Source organism: Hyphococcus sp. (genome assembly GCF_041986965.1).
GTDB lineage: Bacteria > Pseudomonadota > Alphaproteobacteria > Caulobacterales > Parvularculaceae > Hyphococcus.
Genome location: NZ_JBHIXB010000001.1, coordinates 514,257 through 533,536, shown reverse-complemented (window position 1 = coordinate 533,536; position 19,280 = coordinate 514,257). Strand labels below are relative to the sequence as shown.

The 19,280-nt window shown below is 59.0% G+C and carries 18 protein-coding genes and 1 tRNA gene; 12 read left to right on the top strand and 7 right to left on the bottom strand.

Annotation, left to right across the window (positions count from 1 at the left end; all coding sequences use genetic code 11):
- Positions 1 to 94: 94 nt before the first annotated feature.
- From ACFC5L_RS02610 to ACFC5L_RS02590, 5 genes are all read left to right on the top strand, one after another.
- On the top strand, positions 95 to 952 hold the full coding sequence (locus ACFC5L_RS02610; protein ID WP_375201839.1) for a fatty acid desaturase: 858 nt from the start codon (positions 95 to 97) through the stop codon (positions 950 to 952).
- A gap of 351 nt (positions 953 to 1,303) precedes the next feature.
- Entirely contained in the window at positions 1,304 to 3,937 is a 2,634-nt protein-coding gene (locus ACFC5L_RS02605; protein ID WP_375201840.1) for a TonB-dependent receptor, read from the top strand.
- Positions 3,938 to 4,023: 86 nt separating this feature from the next.
- Positions 4,024 to 6,021, top strand: coding sequence for a tetratricopeptide repeat-containing sulfotransferase family protein (locus ACFC5L_RS02600; protein WP_375201841.1), 1,998 nt, complete (start codon positions 4,024 to 4,026; stop codon positions 6,019 to 6,021).
- Positions 6,018 to 7,628, top strand: coding sequence for a BCCT family transporter (locus tag ACFC5L_RS02595; RefSeq protein WP_375201842.1), 1,611 nt, complete (start codon positions 6,018 to 6,020; stop codon positions 7,626 to 7,628). Before ACFC5L_RS02600 ends, ACFC5L_RS02595 begins: the two co-directional genes overlap by 4 nt.
- A gap of 14 nt (positions 7,629 to 7,642) precedes the next feature.
- A complete protein-coding gene (locus ACFC5L_RS02590; RefSeq protein ID WP_375201843.1) occupies positions 7,643 to 8,125 on the top strand; it encodes a MarR family winged helix-turn-helix transcriptional regulator in 483 nt (160 codons plus the stop codon).
- A gap of 62 nt (positions 8,126 to 8,187) precedes the next feature.
- Here the strand turns inward: ACFC5L_RS02590 and ACFC5L_RS02585 are convergent.
- Positions 8,188 to 8,262, bottom strand: a tRNA-Gly gene (locus tag ACFC5L_RS02585).
- Between the two features lie 124 nt (positions 8,263 to 8,386).
- On the opposite strand from ACFC5L_RS02585, the gene ACFC5L_RS02580 reads away from it, so the two are divergent.
- From ACFC5L_RS02580 to ACFC5L_RS02550, 7 genes are all read left to right on the top strand, one after another.
- Positions 8,387 to 8,965 (top strand): prolyl-tRNA synthetase associated domain-containing protein, encoded by a 579-nt coding sequence (locus tag ACFC5L_RS02580; RefSeq protein WP_375201844.1) that lies wholly within the window; start codon positions 8,387 to 8,389, stop codon positions 8,963 to 8,965.
- A 72-nt stretch (positions 8,966 to 9,037) separates the two neighbouring features.
- A complete protein-coding gene (locus ACFC5L_RS02575) occupies positions 9,038 to 9,970 on the top strand; it encodes a tetratricopeptide repeat protein (protein WP_375201845.1) in 933 nt (310 codons plus the stop codon).
- Positions 9,971 to 9,987: 17 nt separating this feature from the next.
- On the top strand, positions 9,988 to 10,647 hold the full coding sequence (locus ACFC5L_RS02570; RefSeq protein ID WP_375201846.1) for an LON peptidase substrate-binding domain-containing protein: 660 nt from the start codon (positions 9,988 to 9,990) through the stop codon (positions 10,645 to 10,647).
- Positions 10,648 to 10,677: 30 nt separating this feature from the next.
- The gene (locus ACFC5L_RS02565) at positions 10,678 to 10,887 is read left to right on the top strand and encodes a Trm112 family protein (protein ID WP_375201847.1); all 210 of its coding nucleotides are present in this window, start codon (positions 10,678 to 10,680) and stop codon (positions 10,885 to 10,887) included.
- Between the two features lie 114 nt (positions 10,888 to 11,001).
- Positions 11,002 to 12,153 (top strand): GNAT family N-acetyltransferase, encoded by a 1,152-nt coding sequence (locus ACFC5L_RS02560; RefSeq protein ID WP_375201848.1) that lies wholly within the window; start codon positions 11,002 to 11,004, stop codon positions 12,151 to 12,153.
- 4 nt (positions 12,154 to 12,157) lie between these two features.
- Complete coding sequence (locus tag ACFC5L_RS02555; RefSeq protein ID WP_375201849.1) at positions 12,158 to 12,997, top strand: cupin-like domain-containing protein; 840 nt, start codon at positions 12,158 to 12,160, stop codon at positions 12,995 to 12,997.
- Positions 12,998 to 13,076: 79 nt separating this feature from the next.
- On the top strand, positions 13,077 to 14,552 hold the full coding sequence (locus ACFC5L_RS02550; RefSeq protein WP_375201850.1) for an AMP nucleosidase: 1,476 nt from the start codon (positions 13,077 to 13,079) through the stop codon (positions 14,550 to 14,552).
- A gap of 9 nt (positions 14,553 to 14,561) precedes the next feature.
- On the opposite strand, the gene ACFC5L_RS02545 is transcribed toward ACFC5L_RS02550, so the two are convergent.
- The 6 genes from ACFC5L_RS02545 to ACFC5L_RS02520 form a co-directional block, all read right to left on the bottom strand.
- On the bottom strand, positions 14,562 to 15,335 hold the full coding sequence (locus tag ACFC5L_RS02545) for a glutaminyl-peptide cyclotransferase (protein WP_375201851.1): 774 nt from the start codon (positions 15,333 to 15,335) through the stop codon (positions 14,562 to 14,564).
- Complete coding sequence (locus ACFC5L_RS02540) at positions 15,332 to 16,483, bottom strand: dATP pyrophosphohydrolase (protein ID WP_375201852.1); 1,152 nt, start codon at positions 16,481 to 16,483, stop codon at positions 15,332 to 15,334. Before ACFC5L_RS02540 ends, ACFC5L_RS02545 begins: the two co-directional genes overlap by 4 nt.
- Before the next feature lie 56 nt (positions 16,484 to 16,539).
- Positions 16,540 to 17,166 carry a glutathione S-transferase family protein gene (locus ACFC5L_RS02535; protein WP_375201853.1) on the bottom strand — a complete coding sequence of 209 codons (627 nt, stop codon included), beginning with the start codon at positions 17,164 to 17,166 and terminating at the stop codon, positions 16,540 to 16,542.
- A 19-nt stretch (positions 17,167 to 17,185) separates the two neighbouring features.
- A complete protein-coding gene (locus ACFC5L_RS02530) occupies positions 17,186 to 17,698 on the bottom strand; it encodes a DUF2141 domain-containing protein (protein WP_375201854.1) in 513 nt (170 codons plus the stop codon).
- 93 nt (positions 17,699 to 17,791) lie between these two features.
- On the bottom strand, positions 17,792 to 18,994 hold the full coding sequence (gene spt, locus ACFC5L_RS02525; protein WP_375201855.1) for a serine palmitoyltransferase: 1,203 nt from the start codon (positions 18,992 to 18,994) through the stop codon (positions 17,792 to 17,794).
- A gap of 2 nt (positions 18,995 to 18,996) precedes the next feature.
- Positions 18,997 to 19,260 carry an acyl carrier protein gene (locus ACFC5L_RS02520; RefSeq protein WP_375201856.1) on the bottom strand — a complete coding sequence of 88 codons (264 nt, stop codon included), beginning with the start codon at positions 19,258 to 19,260 and terminating at the stop codon, positions 18,997 to 18,999.
- Positions 19,261 to 19,280 lie beyond the last annotated feature (20 nt).

Here is a 19,280-nt window from a genome sequence, read left to right as displayed (position 1 = left end):
CTGCGAAAGACAAGGCCTTCTGATTGATTTTCCGTAGGCTTTGCCGCGGTCAAAGCCGCTTGCGGGAAAGTAAACAAAGACTTAATATTTTCTTATGACAGATGCTGGCACCCTTGACGTTTATGCGCCTTCCGGCGCGCGCGCGGTTTCCCGCGGCGCCGCCTGGCCGACGGTTGCGCTGTTCTTCGTGTTTTGGGCGGGTCTTATCGCTTCCGTAACGGCCTCGCTCAACGGCGCGCTTCCGCTCTGGGCGGGTTGCCTTGTCAATGCGACGCTGCTTTACGTCCTGGCGCATATCAATCACGAGGCCATTCACCGGAATATTTCCGGCGGCAATCCGCGCCTCAGATGGCTGAATGAGGCCATTGGCCAGTTTGGCAGCATCTGGTTCTTTCTGCCTTTTCCGGCCTTCAAGGCGGTTCATCTCGCCCATCACCGCGCGCCCAACGATCCGAAGACCGATGGCGATATGTGGGTTGCAAAAGAAAATCCGCTGGCGGTTTTTGCGCGCTGTTCAACCATCCTGTGGGGGTATGAGCTTCAGCTCTGGCGCATGATCCGCGAAGGGACTTTAAAGCGCGAGCAAGCGATTTCGATTTATGGCCAACGCCTGCTTGTGTTGGCTGCATGGGCCACGCTTACGGCGCTTGGTTACGGGGTCGAAACCTTCTTCCTCTGGGTCTTGCCGGCGCTTATCGTTATGCCGGTGCTGGCGATGTTTTTCGCCTTTATCGTTCATCGCCCCCATGATGAGACCGATCCTTACCGGTCAAGCAATGTCATTCTTGCGCGCGGCGCCCTTCAGCCGCTGGTGACGGCGGTGTTCGTCTTCCAGAATTATCACCTCATTCATCACTTGAATCCGCGCATTCCGTTTTACGGTTACGGCGAGCATTTCCGCGCCCGGCGCGCAGAACTCGAAGCCAAGGGCGCATCGATTACAACGCTCTGACCTCTCGGGCGGCCATCCGACAATAAGCTGTGATCACATGGATGACGCTCAGCCCTGGCGGTTGGGCGGGTTTCCAGTGGTTAGGGGTCGTAAGCGGCACCTAGAGACTTGTCGGATTTCAAAATAAAACCCCACCACTTTGACTAATTTTTCAAGTTAAATCAGGGCACTAAGCCAAATTTAGGGAATTTGGCAGCCAATATGTTTCGTTTTTCGAAATACCATCTATAAAGCCCCGTCACCATCAATTTGCCGGTGTGAGCTGCGTTGAGGCGCCTTCGGAGCGTCTTCGCGTCCCGGCGTTCAAAAACCTGCCGAAAAGGCGGGCAATCAATCCGAGGGGTTTAACAAGTGAAACAGTACCTGACCGGCGCATCTGTGATCGCCGTTTCCGCCGTCTTATCAACCGTCGCTCATGCGCAGGTGGACCAGATTGTCGTCACCGCCACCAAGCGGGCTGAAAATGCGCAGGACATTCCGGTCGCTGTTCAGGCGCTGGGCTCCGACAGCCTGGACGAGCTGCGCGTCGATAATTTCTCCGACTATCTGGTGCAGCTTCCGGGCGTCACCGCCGGCGGCAGCGGCCCTGGCCAGAACACGATTTACATTCGCGGCCTCGCCTCGACGACGCCGAATCTGACGACAGCCGGTGTTGCGGGCCTTGCGCCGAACGTCGCGCTTTATCTTGACGAACAACCGCTGGCGCAGCCGGGCCGCAACCTCGACGTCTACGCGATTGATCTTGAGCGCGTTGAAGTTCTGCCCGGGCCGCAAGGCACGCTCTTCGGCGCCAGCTCGCAAGCCGGCACGATCCGCCTGATCACCAACAAGCCGCGACTTGGCGAGTTGCAGGCGTCGGCCTCCGCCGGGCTCTCGACCACTGATGGCGGCGAGATGAGCTCGAAATTCGAAGGCATGCTGAATATTCCGGTGGCGGATAATTTCGCTGTGCGCGTCGTCGGCTATATCGATGATCGCGGCGGGTATATCGACAATGTGCCGGGCACGCGCAACGCGTCGGAATCGGCGCGCTTTCGCCCAGAAGGAACAGTTCGCGCCAACGGCGTTCCGGTCTCCGCGCAACGGGCGGGCTTCCAGTCCACTTCCGATCTTTCGGGCGTGACCTTCCTCGATGCGGACAACGCCAATCTTGTCGAAGACGATTTCAACGACACGAAATACACCGGCTTCCGCGCTTCTGCGCTCTATGAGGTCAATGATGACTGGCGCATCACCGTCGCTCATGCACGTCAAAAGCTCGATTCCGACGGGGTTTTCTTCACCGACCCTGATCTCAATGAATATGAAATCCAGCGCTTCGAAGACGATCGTCTGGATGATGACTTCCACAACACAAGCTGGACTATTGAGGGCCGTCTCGGCGCACTCGAAGCGCTCTACACCGGCGCCTTCACCGACCGCGACACCAATCAGCGCGTTGACTATTCCGACTATCTCTTCGCCGGTCAGTACCTTCCTTATTACATTTGCGACGGCTCGGTGAGCTATCCCGGTATGGCGGCCCCGTCAGGGACCTGTCAGGCGCCGAACCTGTTCGTTGATTCCATCACGGAAACACAAGTCTTCACCCACGAGCTGCGCTTCAACACGCCGGCGGAAAAACGCCTTCGCGCGACGGTCGGCGGCTTTTACAGCGATCTGACGCTGGAAGAGCGCAACGACTTCACCTATCCGGGCTCCACGCTTGCAGACGTGTTCGGTCAGCCGGTGCCGGGGCATCCGAATAACGGCTTTGCCCCGAACTTCCCGTTCATGACGGGCTTCATCTCAGATCCGGGCCCGTTCCCGGCCGACGTGATCTTCAGAAACGACATTCGCCGCACCGACAAGCAGCTCGGCTTTTTTGGCGAAGCCAGCTTCGAGCTTGTGCCGGATACGCTGACGCTCACCTTCGGCACGCGGTATTACGATATCGAAGTTGACTTCGAAGGCAGCGCCAACTCGTCCTTCTGTAACTCTTTCCAGGCGGATGCGGACGCATTCGGTACGGATATCAGCGACATCTATAATGGCGACGGCCAGGTGACCTTCCGCGGTTCCTGCGACACCGGCCGTCACATCACTTATACCCAAGGCCAGTCTGTCGCCGACATCATGGCGACGGATCCGATGCTGTCGATGGCGCAGGCGACGCAGATCTTCAACGCCTTGAGTGCGCCGGACAAAGCGTCGACAGACGGCTTTATCTTCAAGGGCAATGTCAGCTGGACGCCGACCGATGATCTGTTGTTCTACGCCACCTATTCCGAAGGTTTCCGTCCGGGTCTTCTCAACCGTCCCGGCGGCGCCACGAACGGGAGCGGTTATACCGTGCCCTTCGCCATCGATACGGACGAAGTGACCAATTATGAGCTTGGCTGGAAGATGCAGCTGTTTGAAAACCAGCTTCAGCTCAACGGCAACGCGTTCTTCGTGGAAATCGAGCGCCTGCAAACAACGATCTTCGATCCGAGCATCGTTAACCTCTTCTTCTCCGATAACGCGGCGAACGCTGAAATTCTCGGTGTCGAAGGCGACGTGATTTTCGCGCCGGCCGCAATTGAAGGGTTGACGCTCACCGGCGCCTTCTCCGTTCTCGATACGGAAATCAAGGAAGTGCTGATCCCGACAAACGACGTGATCGTCGGCAGGGACCTTGCCTATGCGCCGAAATTCCAGGGCAATATTCGCGCCCGGTATGAGTGGAATCTTTCAACCGATCTCAGCGCGCATCTGCAATCGCAGCTCGTCTATTCCGGATCGTCCTTCAGCGACATCATCGAAATCAACAGGGCGAAAGTGAACGCCTGGACGACGGTGAGCGCTTCCTTTGGCGTCTCCGGTGAAAATTGGTCGATGGAAATTTTCGGTGAAAATCTCGGCAACACTTATGGCGAGCTCGCCAACAATTTCGTCTATGACCGTAACCGGACGACGATCTTGCGGCCGCGGACCGTCGGTGTGCGGTTCGGTTACACCTATTAGGGCGACGCCGGTGGAAATCGGTATGTAACCCACCCCATAAAAGCGCCCCTTTATCAGGGGCGCTTTTTCGTCAAAAGGCGGCGGTTTTGTCGGCAACGGAAGAAAAAACTGAGGCCACTCTTCGGGAAGCGCAACGGCTGATGACCGCCGGCCGGTTTGACGACGCCTGCGCGCTGCTGGCGCCGTTGCTTGACGGAACGGCGGACGCCGTTGACGCGCTTTATATGAGCGCAGTCTGTGAACGCTATTTGAAACATCCCGAAAAAGCAGCCGCGCATTTGCAAAAGCTGAAAACCGTTTCGCCGGATTTCGGCCGCGCGTTTCAGGAAGAAGGCCACCTCGCACGTTCATTGGGAGATACGAAAACAGCGCTCAGCGCTTATGAACGTGCGGTGCGGTCCAATCCTGGACTTGAAGCAAGCTGGCGCGCGCAGGAAGACCTCTTGCGCGAAGCTGGCCGAAGTGCAGAAGCCGCGCAAGCGAAGCGCCAAGCCGACCGGTTGGCGGCGTTGCCGCGGGAGCTTCTCGCCGTCACGAATTTCATTCATGAAGGAAAATATCTGAAGGCGGAACATCTCTGCCGCCGTTTTCTTCAGCAACACCCGCGCCATGTCGAGGGTATGCGCCTGCTGGCGGATGTCGGGGCGCGGCTTGGCGTCCTGGATGACGCAGATTTTCTTCTTGAAAGCGCTATTGAGTTCGAGCCGGACAACATCCAGTTGCGCCTCGATTACATCCAGCTTTTGCGCAAGCGGCAAAAATTTCAGGCGGCGCTGGATCAGGCGAAAGCGTTATATGATCGTGAGCCGGAAAACCCGCTGTTCCAGTCGCACTACGCCATTGAAAGCCTGCAAACGGGCGATTTCGAAAAGGCGCTCACTCTCTTTGACAATGTGCTGGAGACGGTTCCAAACGATCCGGCGACATTGACCTCGCGCGGACATGCGCTGAAAACCTGGGGGCGTCAGGAAGAGGCGATCCAGTCCTATCGCATGGCCCTGACAGCAAAGCCCGATCTGGGCGACGCCTATTACGCGCTCGCCAATCTCAAAACCTACAAGTTCAGTGACGATGAAGTTGAAGCGATGCGCGTTCAGGAAGCGCGCGTCGACGCCGCCTATCAGGATCGTTTCCATCTTTGTTTTGCACTCGGCAAGGCGTTTGAAGATCGCGGCGATTTTGAAAAAGCATTTTCCTATTATGCGCGCGGCAACGACTTAAAGCGCCTGAAAAGCGCCTATCGCGCCGAAGATATGCAAAAAGAGTTTCATGCGCAGATGGAAATCTGCACAAGCGACCTTTTCAAGGCGCGCGCCGGCGTCGGTTGCGCCGCGCCCGATCCGATATTCATTGTTGGTTTGCCGCGGGCGGGCTCGACCCTGCTTGAACAGATCCTGGCCTCGCACAGCCAGGTCGACGGCACGCTGGAGTTGCCAAATATTTTATCGCTGGCGCAAAGTCTGAGGGGGCGCCGGCGCGCCGGAAATGAATCCGATTACCCGAAAATTCTGCAAACGCTGCCGGCGGAAAAATTTGCGGAAATGGGCGAGGCGTATATCGAGGACACCCGCATTCATCGCGCGGGCGCGCCTTTCTTCATCGACAAGATGCCGAACAATTTCCGGCATATCGGGCTCATCCACCTCATCCTGCCCAACGCGAAAATCATCGACGCCCGGCGTGAGCCTATGGCCTGTTGTTTCAGCGGATTTAAACAGCTTTTCGCGGAAGGGCAGGAGTTTACTTACGGGCTTGAAGACATCGGGCGTTATTATCGCGATTATGTCGAGCTGATGCATCATTGGGATGCGGCGTTGCCCGGCAAAGTGCTGCGGGTGCAGCATGAAGACGTTCTTGATGATCTTGAAGGCCAGCTTCGCAGAATGCTCGATTTCTGCGGCCTGCCTTTCGAGCAAGCCTGTCTCGATTTTTACAAAACCGAACGATCGGTGCGCACGGCAAGTTCCGAACAGGTGCGCCAGCCCATCAACAAGACCGGCGTCGATCAATGGCGCCGTTTTGAACCTTTCCTTGATCCCCTGAAAGAAGCGCTCGGACCGGCGCTGACGGAGTATCGCGCGTGACAAATGAAAATGAAGAGCTGCTGCCCGAAGAACTGGCGCCGGAAGAATCCGTTTATGAAACGGACTACACGACAGGCCAGGATAATATCGAAGTTTTAGGGCTCGATATTCATAACCCGGTCTTTTTCGCCAGCGCCGCCCTCATTTTGAGTTTTGCAGGCTCGGTGCTGCTCTTTCCCGATAGCGCCGGCGAGGTTTTAACCCATGCACGCGACTGGACGCTGCAGCATTTCGACTGGTTCTTTGTCGTCGCGACGAACATTGTCTTTGTGTTTTGCGTTTTTCTCGCGCTTTCGCCATTCGGCAAAATCAGACTGGGCGGCCCCGATGCGCGGCCCGATTTCGGCACGCTGTCCTGGCTTTCCATGCTGTTTTCCGCCGGCGTCGGCATCGGCATGGTGTTTTATGGCGCTGCAGAGCCGACGGCTTATTACACGGACTGGTTCGGCACGCCGCTCGATGTGGCGGCGCGCACGCCGGAGGCGGAGCGGCTGGCCTTCAGCGCCACGATTTTCCACTGGGGCGTCACGCCCTGGGCCGTTTATGCGGTGATGGGGCTGTCGCTGGCCTTTTTCACCTTCAATAAAGGCCTGCCGTTGACCATACGGTCCGCTTTCTATCCGCTTTTCGGCGAACGGGTCTGGGGCTGGCCGGGCCATGTCATCGACCTGCTTGCGGTTGTCGCCACGATTTTCGGATTGGCGACATCGCTGGGGCTCGGCGCGAAACAGGCGGCGAGCGGTCTGAACTTTCTTTTCGGAGTCGATAACGGGCTGGGGACGCAAGTCATCCTGATCATGGGGATCACCTCCATGGCGATTTTTTCGGTGGTGCGCGGTCTCGATCAGGGCGTCCGTATTTTAAGCAACATCAATGTGATGGTCGCGATCGCCTTGCTCCTATTCGTGGTCATCGCGGGGCCGACCGTCGCCATTTTGAAAGGCTACGGCCTCAACACGCTTTCCTATGTCACGGACAGTTTGCGTCTTTCGAACTGGATCGGCCGCGAAGACACGGAATGGTTTCACGGCTGGACGATCTTTTACTGGGCGTGGTGGATTTCCTGGTCGCCTTTTGTGGGCATGTTTATCGCGCGCGTGTCGCGCGGGCGCACCATTCGCGAATTCCTGCTCGCTGTCATGGTTGTCCCGGTGATCGTCGCCGTCATCTGGTTTTCGTCTTTTGGGATAACAGCGATTGAGCAGGTGAAGGATGGCGTCGGGACCTTGCCTGCGGGGGTTTCCGACGTGTCGCTCGTTCTTTTCCAGATGCTGGAGAATATGCCGCTGGCCGAGCTTTCCTCCTTTGTCGCCATCGTTCTTCTTATCGTTTTTTTCGTGACCTCTTCGGATTCAGGCTCACTTGTTATCGACAGCATTACGGCGGGCGGAAAGCTTCATGCCCCGACGCCGCAGAGGATCTTCTGGGCGACCATGGAAGGGCTTATCGCCATCGTTCTCCTTGTGGGCGGCGGCTCGGCGGCGCTGTCCTCATTACAGGCCGGGGCGATCACAGCGGGCCTTCCCTTTACGCTCGTTCTGCTGGCGTGTTGCGTCAGTCTTTTGCGGGGCTTAAAGGAAGAATTGCCGGCAGGGACCGGTTCTTGAGAACGACTTGACCGATGACCAGCCGGCTTGATCACGCCCTCATCGCCCTGCGCCAGATCTTGCGCGCCACCGAGATCAGCTCCCGCGCGCTGGCGAAACAGTGCGGTCTGACGCCGTCGCAGCTCATCCTGATGGAGTTGATCGCCAAATCGGGCGGCGCCGCGCCGAGCGCGCTGGCGAAAGAAATTTCGCTCAGCCACGCCACCGTGACGGCGCTGATCGACAAGCTGGAAAAGCGGAGCCTTCTAAAGCGCACGCCAGACGCAACGGATAAACGGCGCGTCACTGTTTTGTTGACGGAGGAGGGCGCGGGCATTCTCGAAAATGCGCCGAGCATTTTGCAGCAGCGCTTTGAGCGCGGATTTGAAAAGCTCGAAGACTGGGAGCAGTCTTTCGTTATCGCCGCGCTGGAGCGCACCGTGGCGCTTCTTGACGCCGAAGAACTGGATGCTGCGCCGGTGCTCGATGTCGGCGCCATCGGCGAACCAACAGGATAGCGCGCCTCAAGACGGCGCTATTAACCGCCTGCCGGCGATTTTTCGCGGATATAAAGGAAAACTGGAGCGGGCGATGAGATTCGAACTCACGACCTAAACCTTGGCAAGGTTTCGCTCTACCCCTGAGCTACGCCCGCTCACTGACGTATTCAGCCGTCTTGATGGCTGATCGGGGCCGCTATATGCACGAGGGCCAGACGCATTGCAAGCCTGAATCTGCGGGGGGAAACAGGCTGTAAAAGGACCGGTGGGAGTGTTGCAATGAGCCTTGAGGAGAAGACCAATAGCGCAGACGCCGCCCCGGCGGCGGACCCCCAGCCTGCGCCGGATGCGAAAACGCGTGAGGACCTTTTCACCTTTTTCGACAAGGCCGGGATCGCCCATAAAACCGTTGAGCATCCTGCGATCTTCACCGTTGAGGAGGGCCGGGATTTCAAGAAGGACATGCCGGGCGGGCATTCGAAAAATCTCTTCCTCAAGGACAAAAAGGGCGTTCTTTATCTTGCGACCGCCCTCGCCGAGACCCGGGTCGATCTTGTGGGGCTCGGCAAGCGGCTCGGGGCCAAGGGCCGGCTTTCCTTCGGCAAGCCGGCGCTCATGACAGCGACCATGGGCGTGATTCCGGGGGCCGTCACCCCCTTCGCCCTCATCAATGAGAGCTCCCGGGCGCTCTCGACGGTCATTCTCGACAAGGCGCTGCTCGACCATGACCCGGTCTGGTTCCATCCCCTGGAAAACACCGCCTCAACAGCGGTTTGTCCGGCCGATCTTGTGCGTTTTGTGGAGGCCTGCGGCTTCACGCCGCAAATTCTCGACCTCGCAGCCCCGTTTGAGGGCTGAAACGGTCCTTCCTGCCGGTTGCGTTTCGCGGCGCGCGCCCTCATTTAATGAGGGAAGACATGGAGATTAGGCATGAGTGAGATCATCGGCGGCGGCGCGCCCGGCGGAAGCGGGCAGGCGGATGCGGATCTGATCAAGGACGCCACGATTGAGACTTTCGAGGCGGATGTCTTGGCCGCGTCCATGACGCAGCCGGTTATCGTCGATTTCTGGGCCGACTGGTGCGGGCCCTGCAAACAGCTTGGCCCCCTGATTGAGCGCGCTGTGCGCGCCGCCGGCGGCAAGGTCAAACTCGTCAAGATCGACATCGACAAGAACCAGATGCTGGCGTCGCAAATGCGCATCCAGTCGATCCCGACGGTGTATGCGTTTTTCCAGGGGCGGCCTGTGGACGGCTTTCAGGGCGCCTTGCCGGAAAGCGAGATCAAGGCCTTCATCGACCGCCTGCCGCAAATGGATGGCGCCGCAGGCGCCATGGGCGGCGGCGAGGATTCCCTGGCCATGGGCGATGCGGCTTTTGAAGCGGGCGACGTGGCGACGGCGGCGCAGTTTTACGCGCAGGCCGCGCAGTCCGATCCGGAAAACATCGCAGGGCTGGCCGGGCTTGCGCGCTGTCACCTTGCGCTTGGCGATAAGGATCAGGCGCGCGACACCCTCGCGATGATCCCGGAAGCCAAGCAAAACGATCCGGCGGTCGCGAGCGTGAAAGCCGCCCTTGCGCTTGCCGAGAGCGGCGGCGAGGCAGGCGATCTCGCGGCGCTTGAAGAAGCCGTCGCGCAGGCGCCGGAAGATCTCGACAAACGTTTCGCGCTCGCCAATGGGCTGCTCGGTTCCGGCGCCATGGAATCGGCGATTGATGCGCTTCTCGCCATTATCGAACGGGACCGGGACTGGAATGAAGGCGCCGCGCGCGAAAAACTCCTGACGGTTTTTGAGGCGCTGGGCCACACCCATCCCGCGACGGTGCGCGGCCGCCGGCGGCTGTCGTCAGTTCTCTTTTCCTAAACCGGGAGCAGGACCGCATGAAGGGGGCGAAAAGTCCCGCAAGACTGAAAGCAAAGCCGGAAACATTGCCATTGTTTCCGCTGGAGGGGGCCCTCTTGCTCCCGGGCGGACAGTTGCCGCTTAATATTTTCGAACCGCGTTATCTCGCCATGGTGGATGCGGCGCTGGCGGGCGACCGCCTGATCGGCATGATCCAGCCGCGCGACGAGATCAACGCTGAAAAACCGGCGCTTTACGCCGCCGGTTGCGCGGGCCGCATTACGTCCTTCGCGGAAACCGGCGACGGCCGCTATCTCATCAACCTGACCGGCACGCACCGTTTTCGCCTGGCGGAAGAGATCGCCGGCGATGCGCCTTTCCGTCTCGCGCGGCCCGACTGGTCGGCGTTTGGTGCCGACGACGAAACCGATGTGAGCGCCGACACAGTGGACCGGGAGGCGCTTCTCGAGGCGCTGCAGGATTATCTTGATACGGAGCAATTAGAAATTGAGTGGGAGAAAGCCGCCGCCGCCCCGATCGAGGCGCTGGTGGTCTCGCTCGCCATGGGGTGCCCGTTCCAGCCGAACGAGAAACAGGCGTTGCTGGAATCCAAAACGCTTGCGGAGCAGGCTGAATGCCTCGCCGCTCTGATGGCGCTGGCGGGCGGCGCAGATGATGACGACGCCCCCTTGCAATAGCCTCCTTGTGGATAGTGGAGAAACTGGATCATGACGGAAACAGCGGCGCCGGAAATCGACAAGCGGCTATTGGAGATTCTTGTCTGCCCCCAGACCCGGGGGCCTCTGGTTTATGACCGCGCCCATAATGAGCTTTTGAGCAAGAAAGCGCGGCTGGCCTATCCGGTGCGCGACGGCGTGCCGATCATGCTCCCTGATGAGGCCCGCAGCCTCTCCGATGAGGAGCTGCGCGCGCTTTAAGGCCGCAGGCGGCGGAGAGACGAACCGGCCCGGACTGTGCAAGATATCGGGACAGGCGCATGTATAACCGCGCCTTGATGTGCCGCAGGGAAACAGGTTCGGAGACAAGCGCCCGTGACAGCGCAGGGGGACATCGTTGAAAGCCAGATCGGCGCTGACCTTGAGCCGGCGTTCCGCGCGGCGCTGATCCCTTGCGCCGAGGCGGCGGGCCTGGAGAGCGCTATGGCGGCGCTTTGCAAAGACCTTATTGAAGATAATCCGTTTTTTGCGCCGGCGGCGCTTCTGCCGGCGCTTGACGCCTATGGCGACGAGAAAACGCGGGTCGCCTGCGTCTGGGGCGGCGACCGGTTGATCGGTCTCTGGCCGGTTGAGCAGCGCCTTTTTTATGCGAAGCTTCCCTATCGCTACTGGGCGACGTGGACCCATCCGCATTGTTATTACGGCGCCCCCTTGATCGCGCGCGGTTTTGAAGAGCCGGCGTTCAGGGAATTGTTCGCGTTGCTATGCGAAGGTGAGGACGCGCGCAGTTTCGCGCGGCTCGGCCGCATTGAACGGGACGGGCCGGTTTATGCCGCGGCGAAGGCGGCGGTAAAGGCGAATAAACGGATGGCTTATGAGGCCGGCGCCATAGCGCGCGCGGTCTTGCAGGGCGGGGCGAGCGCCGAAGCGACCATCGCCGTTCATGTGCGGAAAAAGAAGCGCAAAGAGATTCAGCGTCTGCGCAACCGGCTTAACGAAATGGGCGAGGTCGCCGTACGGGAAGCGACGCCTACGGATGATATTGCAGCCTGGGCGGAGGAGTTTCTTCTCCTTGAAGATAAAGGCTGGAAAGGAAAAAAAGGCACATCGCTCAAGTCGAGCGACCGTGACGCCGAGTGGTTCCGGCAGACATTGCAGCGCGCCCACAGCGCGGGCGAACTTCATTTCATGCGCATCGATCTTGGCTGGCGGCCGATCGCCATGCTCGCGACGCTTTTGACCAACGGGACCGGCTATTCCCTGAAGATTTGTCACGACCCGGATTTTGATCGGTTCTCGCCCGGCGTCATGATTGAAATCGAGGCCATGCGGTCCCTGTTGGCGCGCGAAGACTTTCGCTTCGCCGACAGCTGCGCCGCACCCGATCACTCCATGATCAACGGGCTGTGGCGCGCGCGCCGCGTGATCACGGGGCTGAATGTCAGCGGTTGCGGATTGGGGTCAAAAGGCGGGCTGGCGCTGGCGAAAGCGCTTGAAGGCGCGCGCGACCGGTTCCCGAAGGAGTAAAGCGATGGCGTTCGATCCGGCCAGTCTTTCCGCCTTTTCGGCCCGTTATCCGGCGTCGCCGGTGCGGCTGCGCCATCATCTGACGGACCATCCCCTCTTCGCTATGGACCGGCTGATCGCGCTCGCCCGCGCCCTGCCGGAAAAATCGGTTGAATATAATTCCGGAGATCTGCTGATCGGTCAGGACCCGGACAAAACGCCGATGAACGGCCTTTCGGCGGAAGAAACCGTGCGCCGTATCGCCGACAACAAGTCCTGGATCGTTCTTAAAAATATCGAACAGAACGCAGATTATGCAGCGCTTCTTGAAAGCTGCCTTGGCGATGTGGCGGATATCGCGCATGCGGCGACTGGCGAAATGCACATGCGCGAAGGGTTTATCTTCGTTTCGTCGCCCGGCTCTGTGACGCCGTTTCATATGGACCCTGAGCATAATATTCTTATGCAAGTGCGCGGAACAAAGGTCTTGACGATTTTTCCCAGCGGCGCTGAAAGCTTTCTCGACGCTGAAGCGCATGAAGCGTTCCACAAGCCCGGCGGGCACCGCAACCTTCCATATCGGGAGGAATATGAAGGCAAAGGCGAAAAGACCGAGCTCTCTCCCGGCGATGCGCTTTATGCGCCGGTCAAAGCCCCCCATTGGGTGAAAGTCGGTCCCGAGGTTTCCGTTTCCCTTTCCGTCACCTGGCGGTCCGAGGCGTCAGACGCCGAAGCGCATTTGCGCCGGGCGAATGGCTGGCTTCGCGGCAGGGGAGCCGCCCCGCCGCATCCGGGTGCGCACCCCTTGCGCGACCGCGCGGCCGTGCTGGCGTCCCGGATTGCGGAACGCTTCCATCGCTCCTGAAAGCTTGAAGGCTCGCGCGCTGGCGTCTGGCGGCGCAGCGGTGTAAAGAGCGGGACTTTTTTGATTTTTGGAGGCAAGCATGGCGGAATTGCTGGATTTTGACGTTCCCGCCAGCGACCTCGTCGCCTGCGCCAGCCCGGAAGAGGCGACGGCGCGGCTCGAGACGCTGTATGACGAGGCGCATGCACTGACGCGCGCGCGGTTTGACCGTTACCTCGCCGGCGAGGCGATGGATGATAATGCCGCCGGCGAGGGCGGGGCCGTCTATCCCTATCTTTGTGCGGTGGTCCCGGCGGAATCTGCGCCCCAGACCTCGAAGCTCGCTCTCGGCCAGATCGCATCAGTCAGCGTTCACGGCGCGGCCGTGACCCAGCCGGCGCTCTTCGCCAATTATTTCCAGGAACAGCTCGCGCGGATCATGGACCGGTTCTCGGCCAAGGTTTATGTGGGCCGGTCCTTCACGCCGATCCCGCTCACCTTTGCGCTGGAAAAGGCGACGGCGAGCCTGACGGCGGAAAAACGCAATCATCTTCAGTATCACTTCCATACGCCCAATCTCGTCTCCACCAATGACGACATTGTCGATGGTCACTTCATTCTGAAACGGCACGGCGCGATGCCCCTGTCGCTGTTCACCGCCGAGCGCGTCGACTATTCGCTGCACCGGATTCAGCATTATACGGCGACAAAGCCGGAGCATTTTCAGAACTATATTCTGTTCACGAACTATCAGCGTTATGTGGATGAGTTCGTTGAATACGCCAAAGCGGAGATAGAGGCGGGCCGCGCCGAAGCGCTGATCGAGCCTGGCGACCGCATCACTACAAAAGACAAAAAGCCGAGCGCGCCGCCAGCGGCGCGGCTGCCGCAAATGCCGGCCTATCATCTTGTCCAGAAGGGCCATGACGGGGTGACGCTGGTTAATATCGGCGTCGGCCCCTCAAACGCGAAAACGATCACCGATCACCTTGCGGTGCTCAGGCCCCATGTCTGGCTGATGATTGGCCATTGTGGCGGTTTGCGGCGCTCGCAGCGGCTCGGCGATTATGTCCTCGCTCACGCCTATCTGCGCGAGGACAATGTGCTCGATGACGTGTTGCCGCCATCGGTGCCGCTGCCGACGCTCGCTGAAGTGCAGCTTGCAATGACGCAGGCCGTGCAGGAAGTGTCGAATATTGAAAAGAAAGAGCTGAAGGAGCATTTGCGCACCGGCACGGTCGTCACCACCAGCGATCGCAACTGGGAGCTTCGTTTTGAGCGCAACGCCGTCAGGCTCAATCAGGCGCGGGCCATCGCCATCGATATGGAATCGGCGACCATCGCCGCAAATGGCTATCGCTACCGCGTGCCTTACGGAACGCTCCTGTGCGTTTCCGACCGGCCGCTCCATGGCGAAGTGAAGCTGCCCGGCATGGCGGACGCCTTTTATCAGGAGCGCATCAGCCAGCATCTCGATATCGGCATTCGCGCCATTGACCTGTTGCGGGAGGAGGCGCGCGCCGGCACGCTTCATTCGCGCAAACTCAGAAGCTTTGACGAGCCGTTTTTCCGCTAGTTTTGCGGGTTAATTCGTCAGCTCGACGAGTTCGATCTTGAAGAGCTTCGGCCAGTATTTGCCGGTGACGTAAAGGACGCCCTCTTCATCGGCGTAAGCGATACCGTTGAGGACGTCCGTTTCGCCGGGAACGATGTCTTCAGCTTCCAAAAGCCCGCGCAGATCGACAATGCCCGTGACAACGCCGGTCTCAGGGTCGATTCTGACCAGCGCATTGGTCTTCCAGACATTGGCGTAGACGGCGCCGTCGATCCATTCGAGTTCGTTGAGCTGTTTTAAGGGCTTGCCGCGAAGCGTCACCTCGATACGGCGCTTTTCGCCGAAGTTTTCGGGGTCGATGAAACGCAATTGCGGCGTGCCGTCGCTCATGATCAGGCTTTCGCCGTCATAGGTCAGGCCCCAGCCTTCGCCCTTATAGGAATAGCTGTTTTTCAGCGTGAAATCCTCCGCGCCGAAACGCAACGCGGATCCCGCGCGCCAGCTCAGCATAAAGATATCGCCGTCGACGATGGTTGATCCTTCTCCGAAAAAAGACTGCGGCAACGCAGTCCTGCGAACGACGTCGCCGCTCTCAAGATCGACCAGCCGCAAGGAGGACTGGCCATATTGGCCGGTGGATTCGTAGAGCGCGCCATTGTCGAAGAAGAGCCCTTGCGTGAAGGCGTCGCGGGAATGGGGATAGGTTTCAAGAATGCGATAGCCGTAAAGGACAGGCTCAGCAGGCTGCGCTGACGCAGGGCCCGCCATCAACAAACATAAACTTAAAAACGCGACCAGTCTCACAGGGGCTTCTCATACATGCGATAGGTTTTGTAGATCTCCGCGCCCATATCGAGGAGCATCGAGAGCATGGATTCATTGCTTTCAAGTATCCAGGACAGCTCGGAATGAAGGACGCCGCGCGAAACATTCGCTTCCTGCGCCATGGTGATCATCTTATAGGCGATGGCCGTTCCGACCGGCTTTCTTTGCAGCTTGCGAACGACGCCCATGAGCGGCATGCGGGCGCGCGGCACCGGTTGCAGTTTCAGCCGCCAGATCAGTTTCGCCCAGTTGAAGGGCAGGAGTTTGCCGCCGAAATCGCGGGTGATGTTGTTGACGTCCGGCAGCACCAGCGCAAAAGCCGCCGGTTCGCCGTCATAGTCGCAAAAGACGACATTGTGAGGTGAAATGATCGGACGCAGCTCTTTCGCCATGTGCTCGATTTGTTCTTCCGTAAACGGAATAAATCCCCAATTGTCGCTCCAGGCGTCGTTGAAAATCCGGATAACCCGATGAATGTCGGCGTTGAAGTCCGACATGTTGATCGTGCGGAAGGAGACTTTGGGGTTCGACAACGCCTTGTCGATGAAGCGCTGGCGTTTTTCGGGCATCAATTGCGGGCGCGGCACATATTGCAGGGCGTGCATGTCCACCGCCTTGTGAAAGCCTTCAGTCTCCAGAAGCCGCGTATAATATGGCCGTCCATGGGGCATCATCACATAGGGCGGCGTGTCGAACCCCGAGACGAGGAGACCTGTTTCTTCGTTGATGCAATTGTTGAAGGGGCCGAGGATTTTCGCCATCCCCTGACTTTTCAGCCACCCGCTTGCCGTCGTGAAGAGTTCATGGGCGACGGCCTGGTCATCGATGGATTCAAAAAAACCGAAATGGCCGGTGCCGTCATTATGGCGGTCAAGATGCGCCTTGTTGACCAGCGCCTGAATGCGCCCCGCGGGCGCGCCGTTTTTGTAAGCGATCCAGCGCTTCAGCGGGCGGCCCTTGAGGGACGGATTTTTTTCGGCGTCGAGCCGCGCCAAGAGCTCATATTCCAGCGGCGCCACATAATTCGGATCGTCCGCATAGATGTCGTTCGCCATGCGGATGAAAGTTTTGAGATCGTCCGGCGTTTCAACGGCGCGAATCTCCAGCGCGGCGGTCTTGTCGAGCATTGGCGGTCCTGTGGCGAGACTTTCTGAGCTTTTTCAAGGATAAGCAAAAGGCGGACTTAAGGATAGTCAGGCGTAGCAAAACGGGCGAAGGCGGCGCGGCCGTCAAGCTTGGCGAGCCACACGGCGACAGCGGGCAAGGCTGCCTTGTCGATCGGCGTCGAGCGCCAACGATGGGCGCTCAGGCCGATGACGATGTCGGCGAGCGTCAATACATTCCCGGCGATGAACCCGCCCGTATCGCTGAGGCGCGCATCGAGAAGGCCCATCATCGCGTTCCAGCGTTCGGCGCTTTTAGCGATACGATCAGGATTGGCGTAGTCTGGATGCTTGCGCACTAAGCCCATAAAGGCGTCGCGCCAGGCGTTGTTGAGTTCTGTCGCCTGCCAGTCCATCCACATATCGACGACGGCGCGTTCGCGCTCATTTTCAGGATAGAGATCGCGCCGCTCGTGCTTCAGTGCGAGATAGCGGCAGATCGCGTTCGATTCCCACATGATAAAGTCATCGTCGATGAGGACAGGAATGAGCGCATTGGGATTGAGCCTCAAAAAATCAGGCGAGGATGTGGGCGCATCGGGCCCAGCCCATTGTGGTTCATGTTCATAATCAGCGCCGATTTCCGCCAGCGTCGCAAGCACCTTGCGAACATTGATGGAAGTGGTCCGGCCTAAAACGCGCAGCATAGGGGTAAGGGCGGGCCGCCTAATTCAGATCAATATTCACATGGGCGCCGTTTTCAGCGGCGACGTTAAAGAGCGCCTTTTCCACTGGCGGCGGCGCGAACCGGACTTTCGGATTGTTCGAAATGCCCCATGGCTCTGCGGGAAGGCCAAGCCCGGTTTTATCGAAATCGCCATTGGCGTTTTCATCGTGATAGGCCGAGAGCGCGAAAAGCCCGCTTTCCGGCGCATGAAGACAAAGTTTCGTGAAGGGCGCCTTGGCGGCGAACTTCACCTGGTCGATACGCCCGCGCCCGCGCAGAAAGCCTTCCTCGCGATTGGGAAAAAGATCGACGGTGACAAGGCCGACGCTTTTTTTAACGCCCGAGACGATGACGCGGATTTCGTTTTCTGCGCCGGTGCAGCTGACATGCTCAAAGGCGAAATCAGCATCGCTCAGTTCCGCTTTTTTGGCGAAAGAGGGCGCGGCGGCGCTCGCCAGCAAGATGCTCACAATGATCCCGATGCGTTTCACTTTGGCCACCTCATCAAACATTTACAGCCTGCCAGCCATATAGTCGCCTTCCACGCCGACCCTAGCGCTGAAATGCGGCGGTTTGGCGCCTGACGCATTTGTGACCCTTGCCGGTTAGCCAGCCCCATTAGCAAGGATTTGCGACAGGGTTGTGTAAGCGCCCACAACGACGTCGAGATCCTCATTGGTATGCGCCGCAGAGACCGACAGACGCAGGATCGACGTTGCGTTCGGCGTGCCCGGCGGAATGGCGAGGTTCACATAGACCCCGTTTTCCATGAGCACGTTCCATGCCATAAAGGCTTCTTCCTTGTTTTTCAGCTTGACGGCGATCACCGGGCTCGCCGGGGCGCAGAGCTCAAAGCCGAGCTGGGTGAAGGCCGCATGGATGCGGTTTGCATTGTCCCACAGCTGCTCGCGCATGGAATTGTCGGTCGAAATCTTTTTGAGCGCCGCCGCCGCCGCCGCCACATTCGCTGGCGAGGGCGAGGCGGTGAAAACGTAAGGCCGGCTTGAGAACCGCAGATATTCCAGCTCGGGATGGTTAGAGGCGACGAAGCCGCCGATAGAGGCAAGGCTTTTCGAAAAAGTGCCGGTGTAGAAATCGACTTCCGGCAGAACGCCGTCGCGCTCGCAGACGCCGCGACCGCCGTCGCCGAAAACGCCGAAGGAATGGGCTTCATCGAGCAGGACATGGGCGCCATGCTTGTGCGCGACCTCAACGAATTCCTTCACCGGCGCGACATCGCCAAACATGGAATACATGCCTTCAAGGCAGACTAGCTTGCCTTTGACGTCCGGCGACAGGCGCGACAGGCGCTTGTCGAGGCTTTCCGGATCGTTATGGCGGAAACGGATCGTCTCCGCGCCGGAAAGCTGACAACCGTCATAGATGCAGGCGTGGCAGTCCGCGTCGATCAGGATGACGTCATCAGGCGCCTGGGCCAAAGCGGAAATGGCACCGAGATTGGCTTGGTATCCGGTCGAGAAAACGATGCAGTATTTGTAGCCGAGAAACTCAGCGAGATCGGCCTCAAGCTGTTTATGGCCTGCATAAGTGCCATTGGCGAAACGCGATCCTGTGGTGCCGGTGCCGGAAGATTTCACCGCGTCCACCGCGGCGTCGACGGCGCCTTCCTCGAAGGTGAGGCCGAGATAATTGTTCGTCCCGGCGAGGACGATTTCCTTGCCCTTCACCATGGCGCGGGTCGGGCCCAGCATCTTGTCCATGGACACGGAGAACGGGTCGCGCGGTGAGGCTTCAAGCAGCCCTTTCAACATGCGCGACTTGTCTTCGAATTTTTCAAACAGGCTCATCGTCAGGATTGTTCTTTCTTGATCTTGTGAATGGCGTCCACAAGTTCGCCGATGGTCTTGATCTCGGAGATCGTGTTGACCGGAATGGAGATGTCGTAATTGTCCTCGATATCCATGACCACATCGAGAAGGGAAACGGAATCGATTTCGAGATCCGCGATGATGTCGGTCTCGCGGGTGAGTTTCACGCCTTTTTCATTAAGGGGCTCGAGGAGCGAGGTGATTTTGTGGAATACGAGATCGTCGTCTTCCTGAATGCCGGACATGAGCGCATCTCCCTAGCGGC

Excerpts from the sequence above, each read along its gene's own strand:
- ACFC5L_RS02610 (WP_375201839.1), top strand. The coding sequence starts at position 95 with ATGACAGATGCTGGCACCCTTGACGTTTATGCGCCTTCCGGCGCGCGC.
- ACFC5L_RS02590 (WP_375201843.1), top strand. The coding sequence starts at position 7,643 with ATGACCAGCCGGCTTGATCACGCCCTCATCGCCCTGCGCCAGATCTTG.
- ACFC5L_RS02580 (WP_375201844.1), top strand. The coding sequence starts at position 8,387 with ATGAGCCTTGAGGAGAAGACCAATAGCGCAGACGCCGCCCCGGCGGCG.
- ACFC5L_RS02575 (WP_375201845.1), top strand. The coding sequence starts at position 9,038 with ATGAGTGAGATCATCGGCGGCGGCGCGCCCGGCGGAAGCGGGCAGGCG.
- ACFC5L_RS02570 (WP_375201846.1), top strand. The coding sequence starts at position 9,988 with ATGAAGGGGGCGAAAAGTCCCGCAAGACTGAAAGCAAAGCCGGAAACA.
- ACFC5L_RS02565 (WP_375201847.1), top strand. The coding sequence starts at position 10,678 with ATGACGGAAACAGCGGCGCCGGAAATCGACAAGCGGCTATTGGAGATT.
- ACFC5L_RS02555 (WP_375201849.1), top strand. The coding sequence starts at position 12,158 with ATGGCGTTCGATCCGGCCAGTCTTTCCGCCTTTTCGGCCCGTTATCCG.
- ACFC5L_RS02550 (WP_375201850.1), top strand. The coding sequence starts at position 13,077 with ATGGCGGAATTGCTGGATTTTGACGTTCCCGCCAGCGACCTCGTCGCC.
- ACFC5L_RS02540 (WP_375201852.1), bottom strand. The coding sequence starts at position 16,483 with ATGCTCGACAAGACCGCCGCGCTGGAGATTCGCGCCGTTGAAACGCCG.
- ACFC5L_RS02535 (WP_375201853.1), bottom strand. The coding sequence starts at position 17,166 with ATGCTGCGCGTTTTAGGCCGGACCACTTCCATCAATGTTCGCAAGGTG.
- ACFC5L_RS02530 (WP_375201854.1), bottom strand. The coding sequence starts at position 17,698 with ATGTTTGATGAGGTGGCCAAAGTGAAACGCATCGGGATCATTGTGAGC.
- spt (WP_375201855.1), bottom strand. The coding sequence starts at position 18,994 with ATGAGCCTGTTTGAAAAATTCGAAGACAAGTCGCGCATGTTGAAAGGG.
- ACFC5L_RS02520 (WP_375201856.1), bottom strand. The coding sequence starts at position 19,260 with ATGTCCGGCATTCAGGAAGACGACGATCTCGTATTCCACAAAATCACC.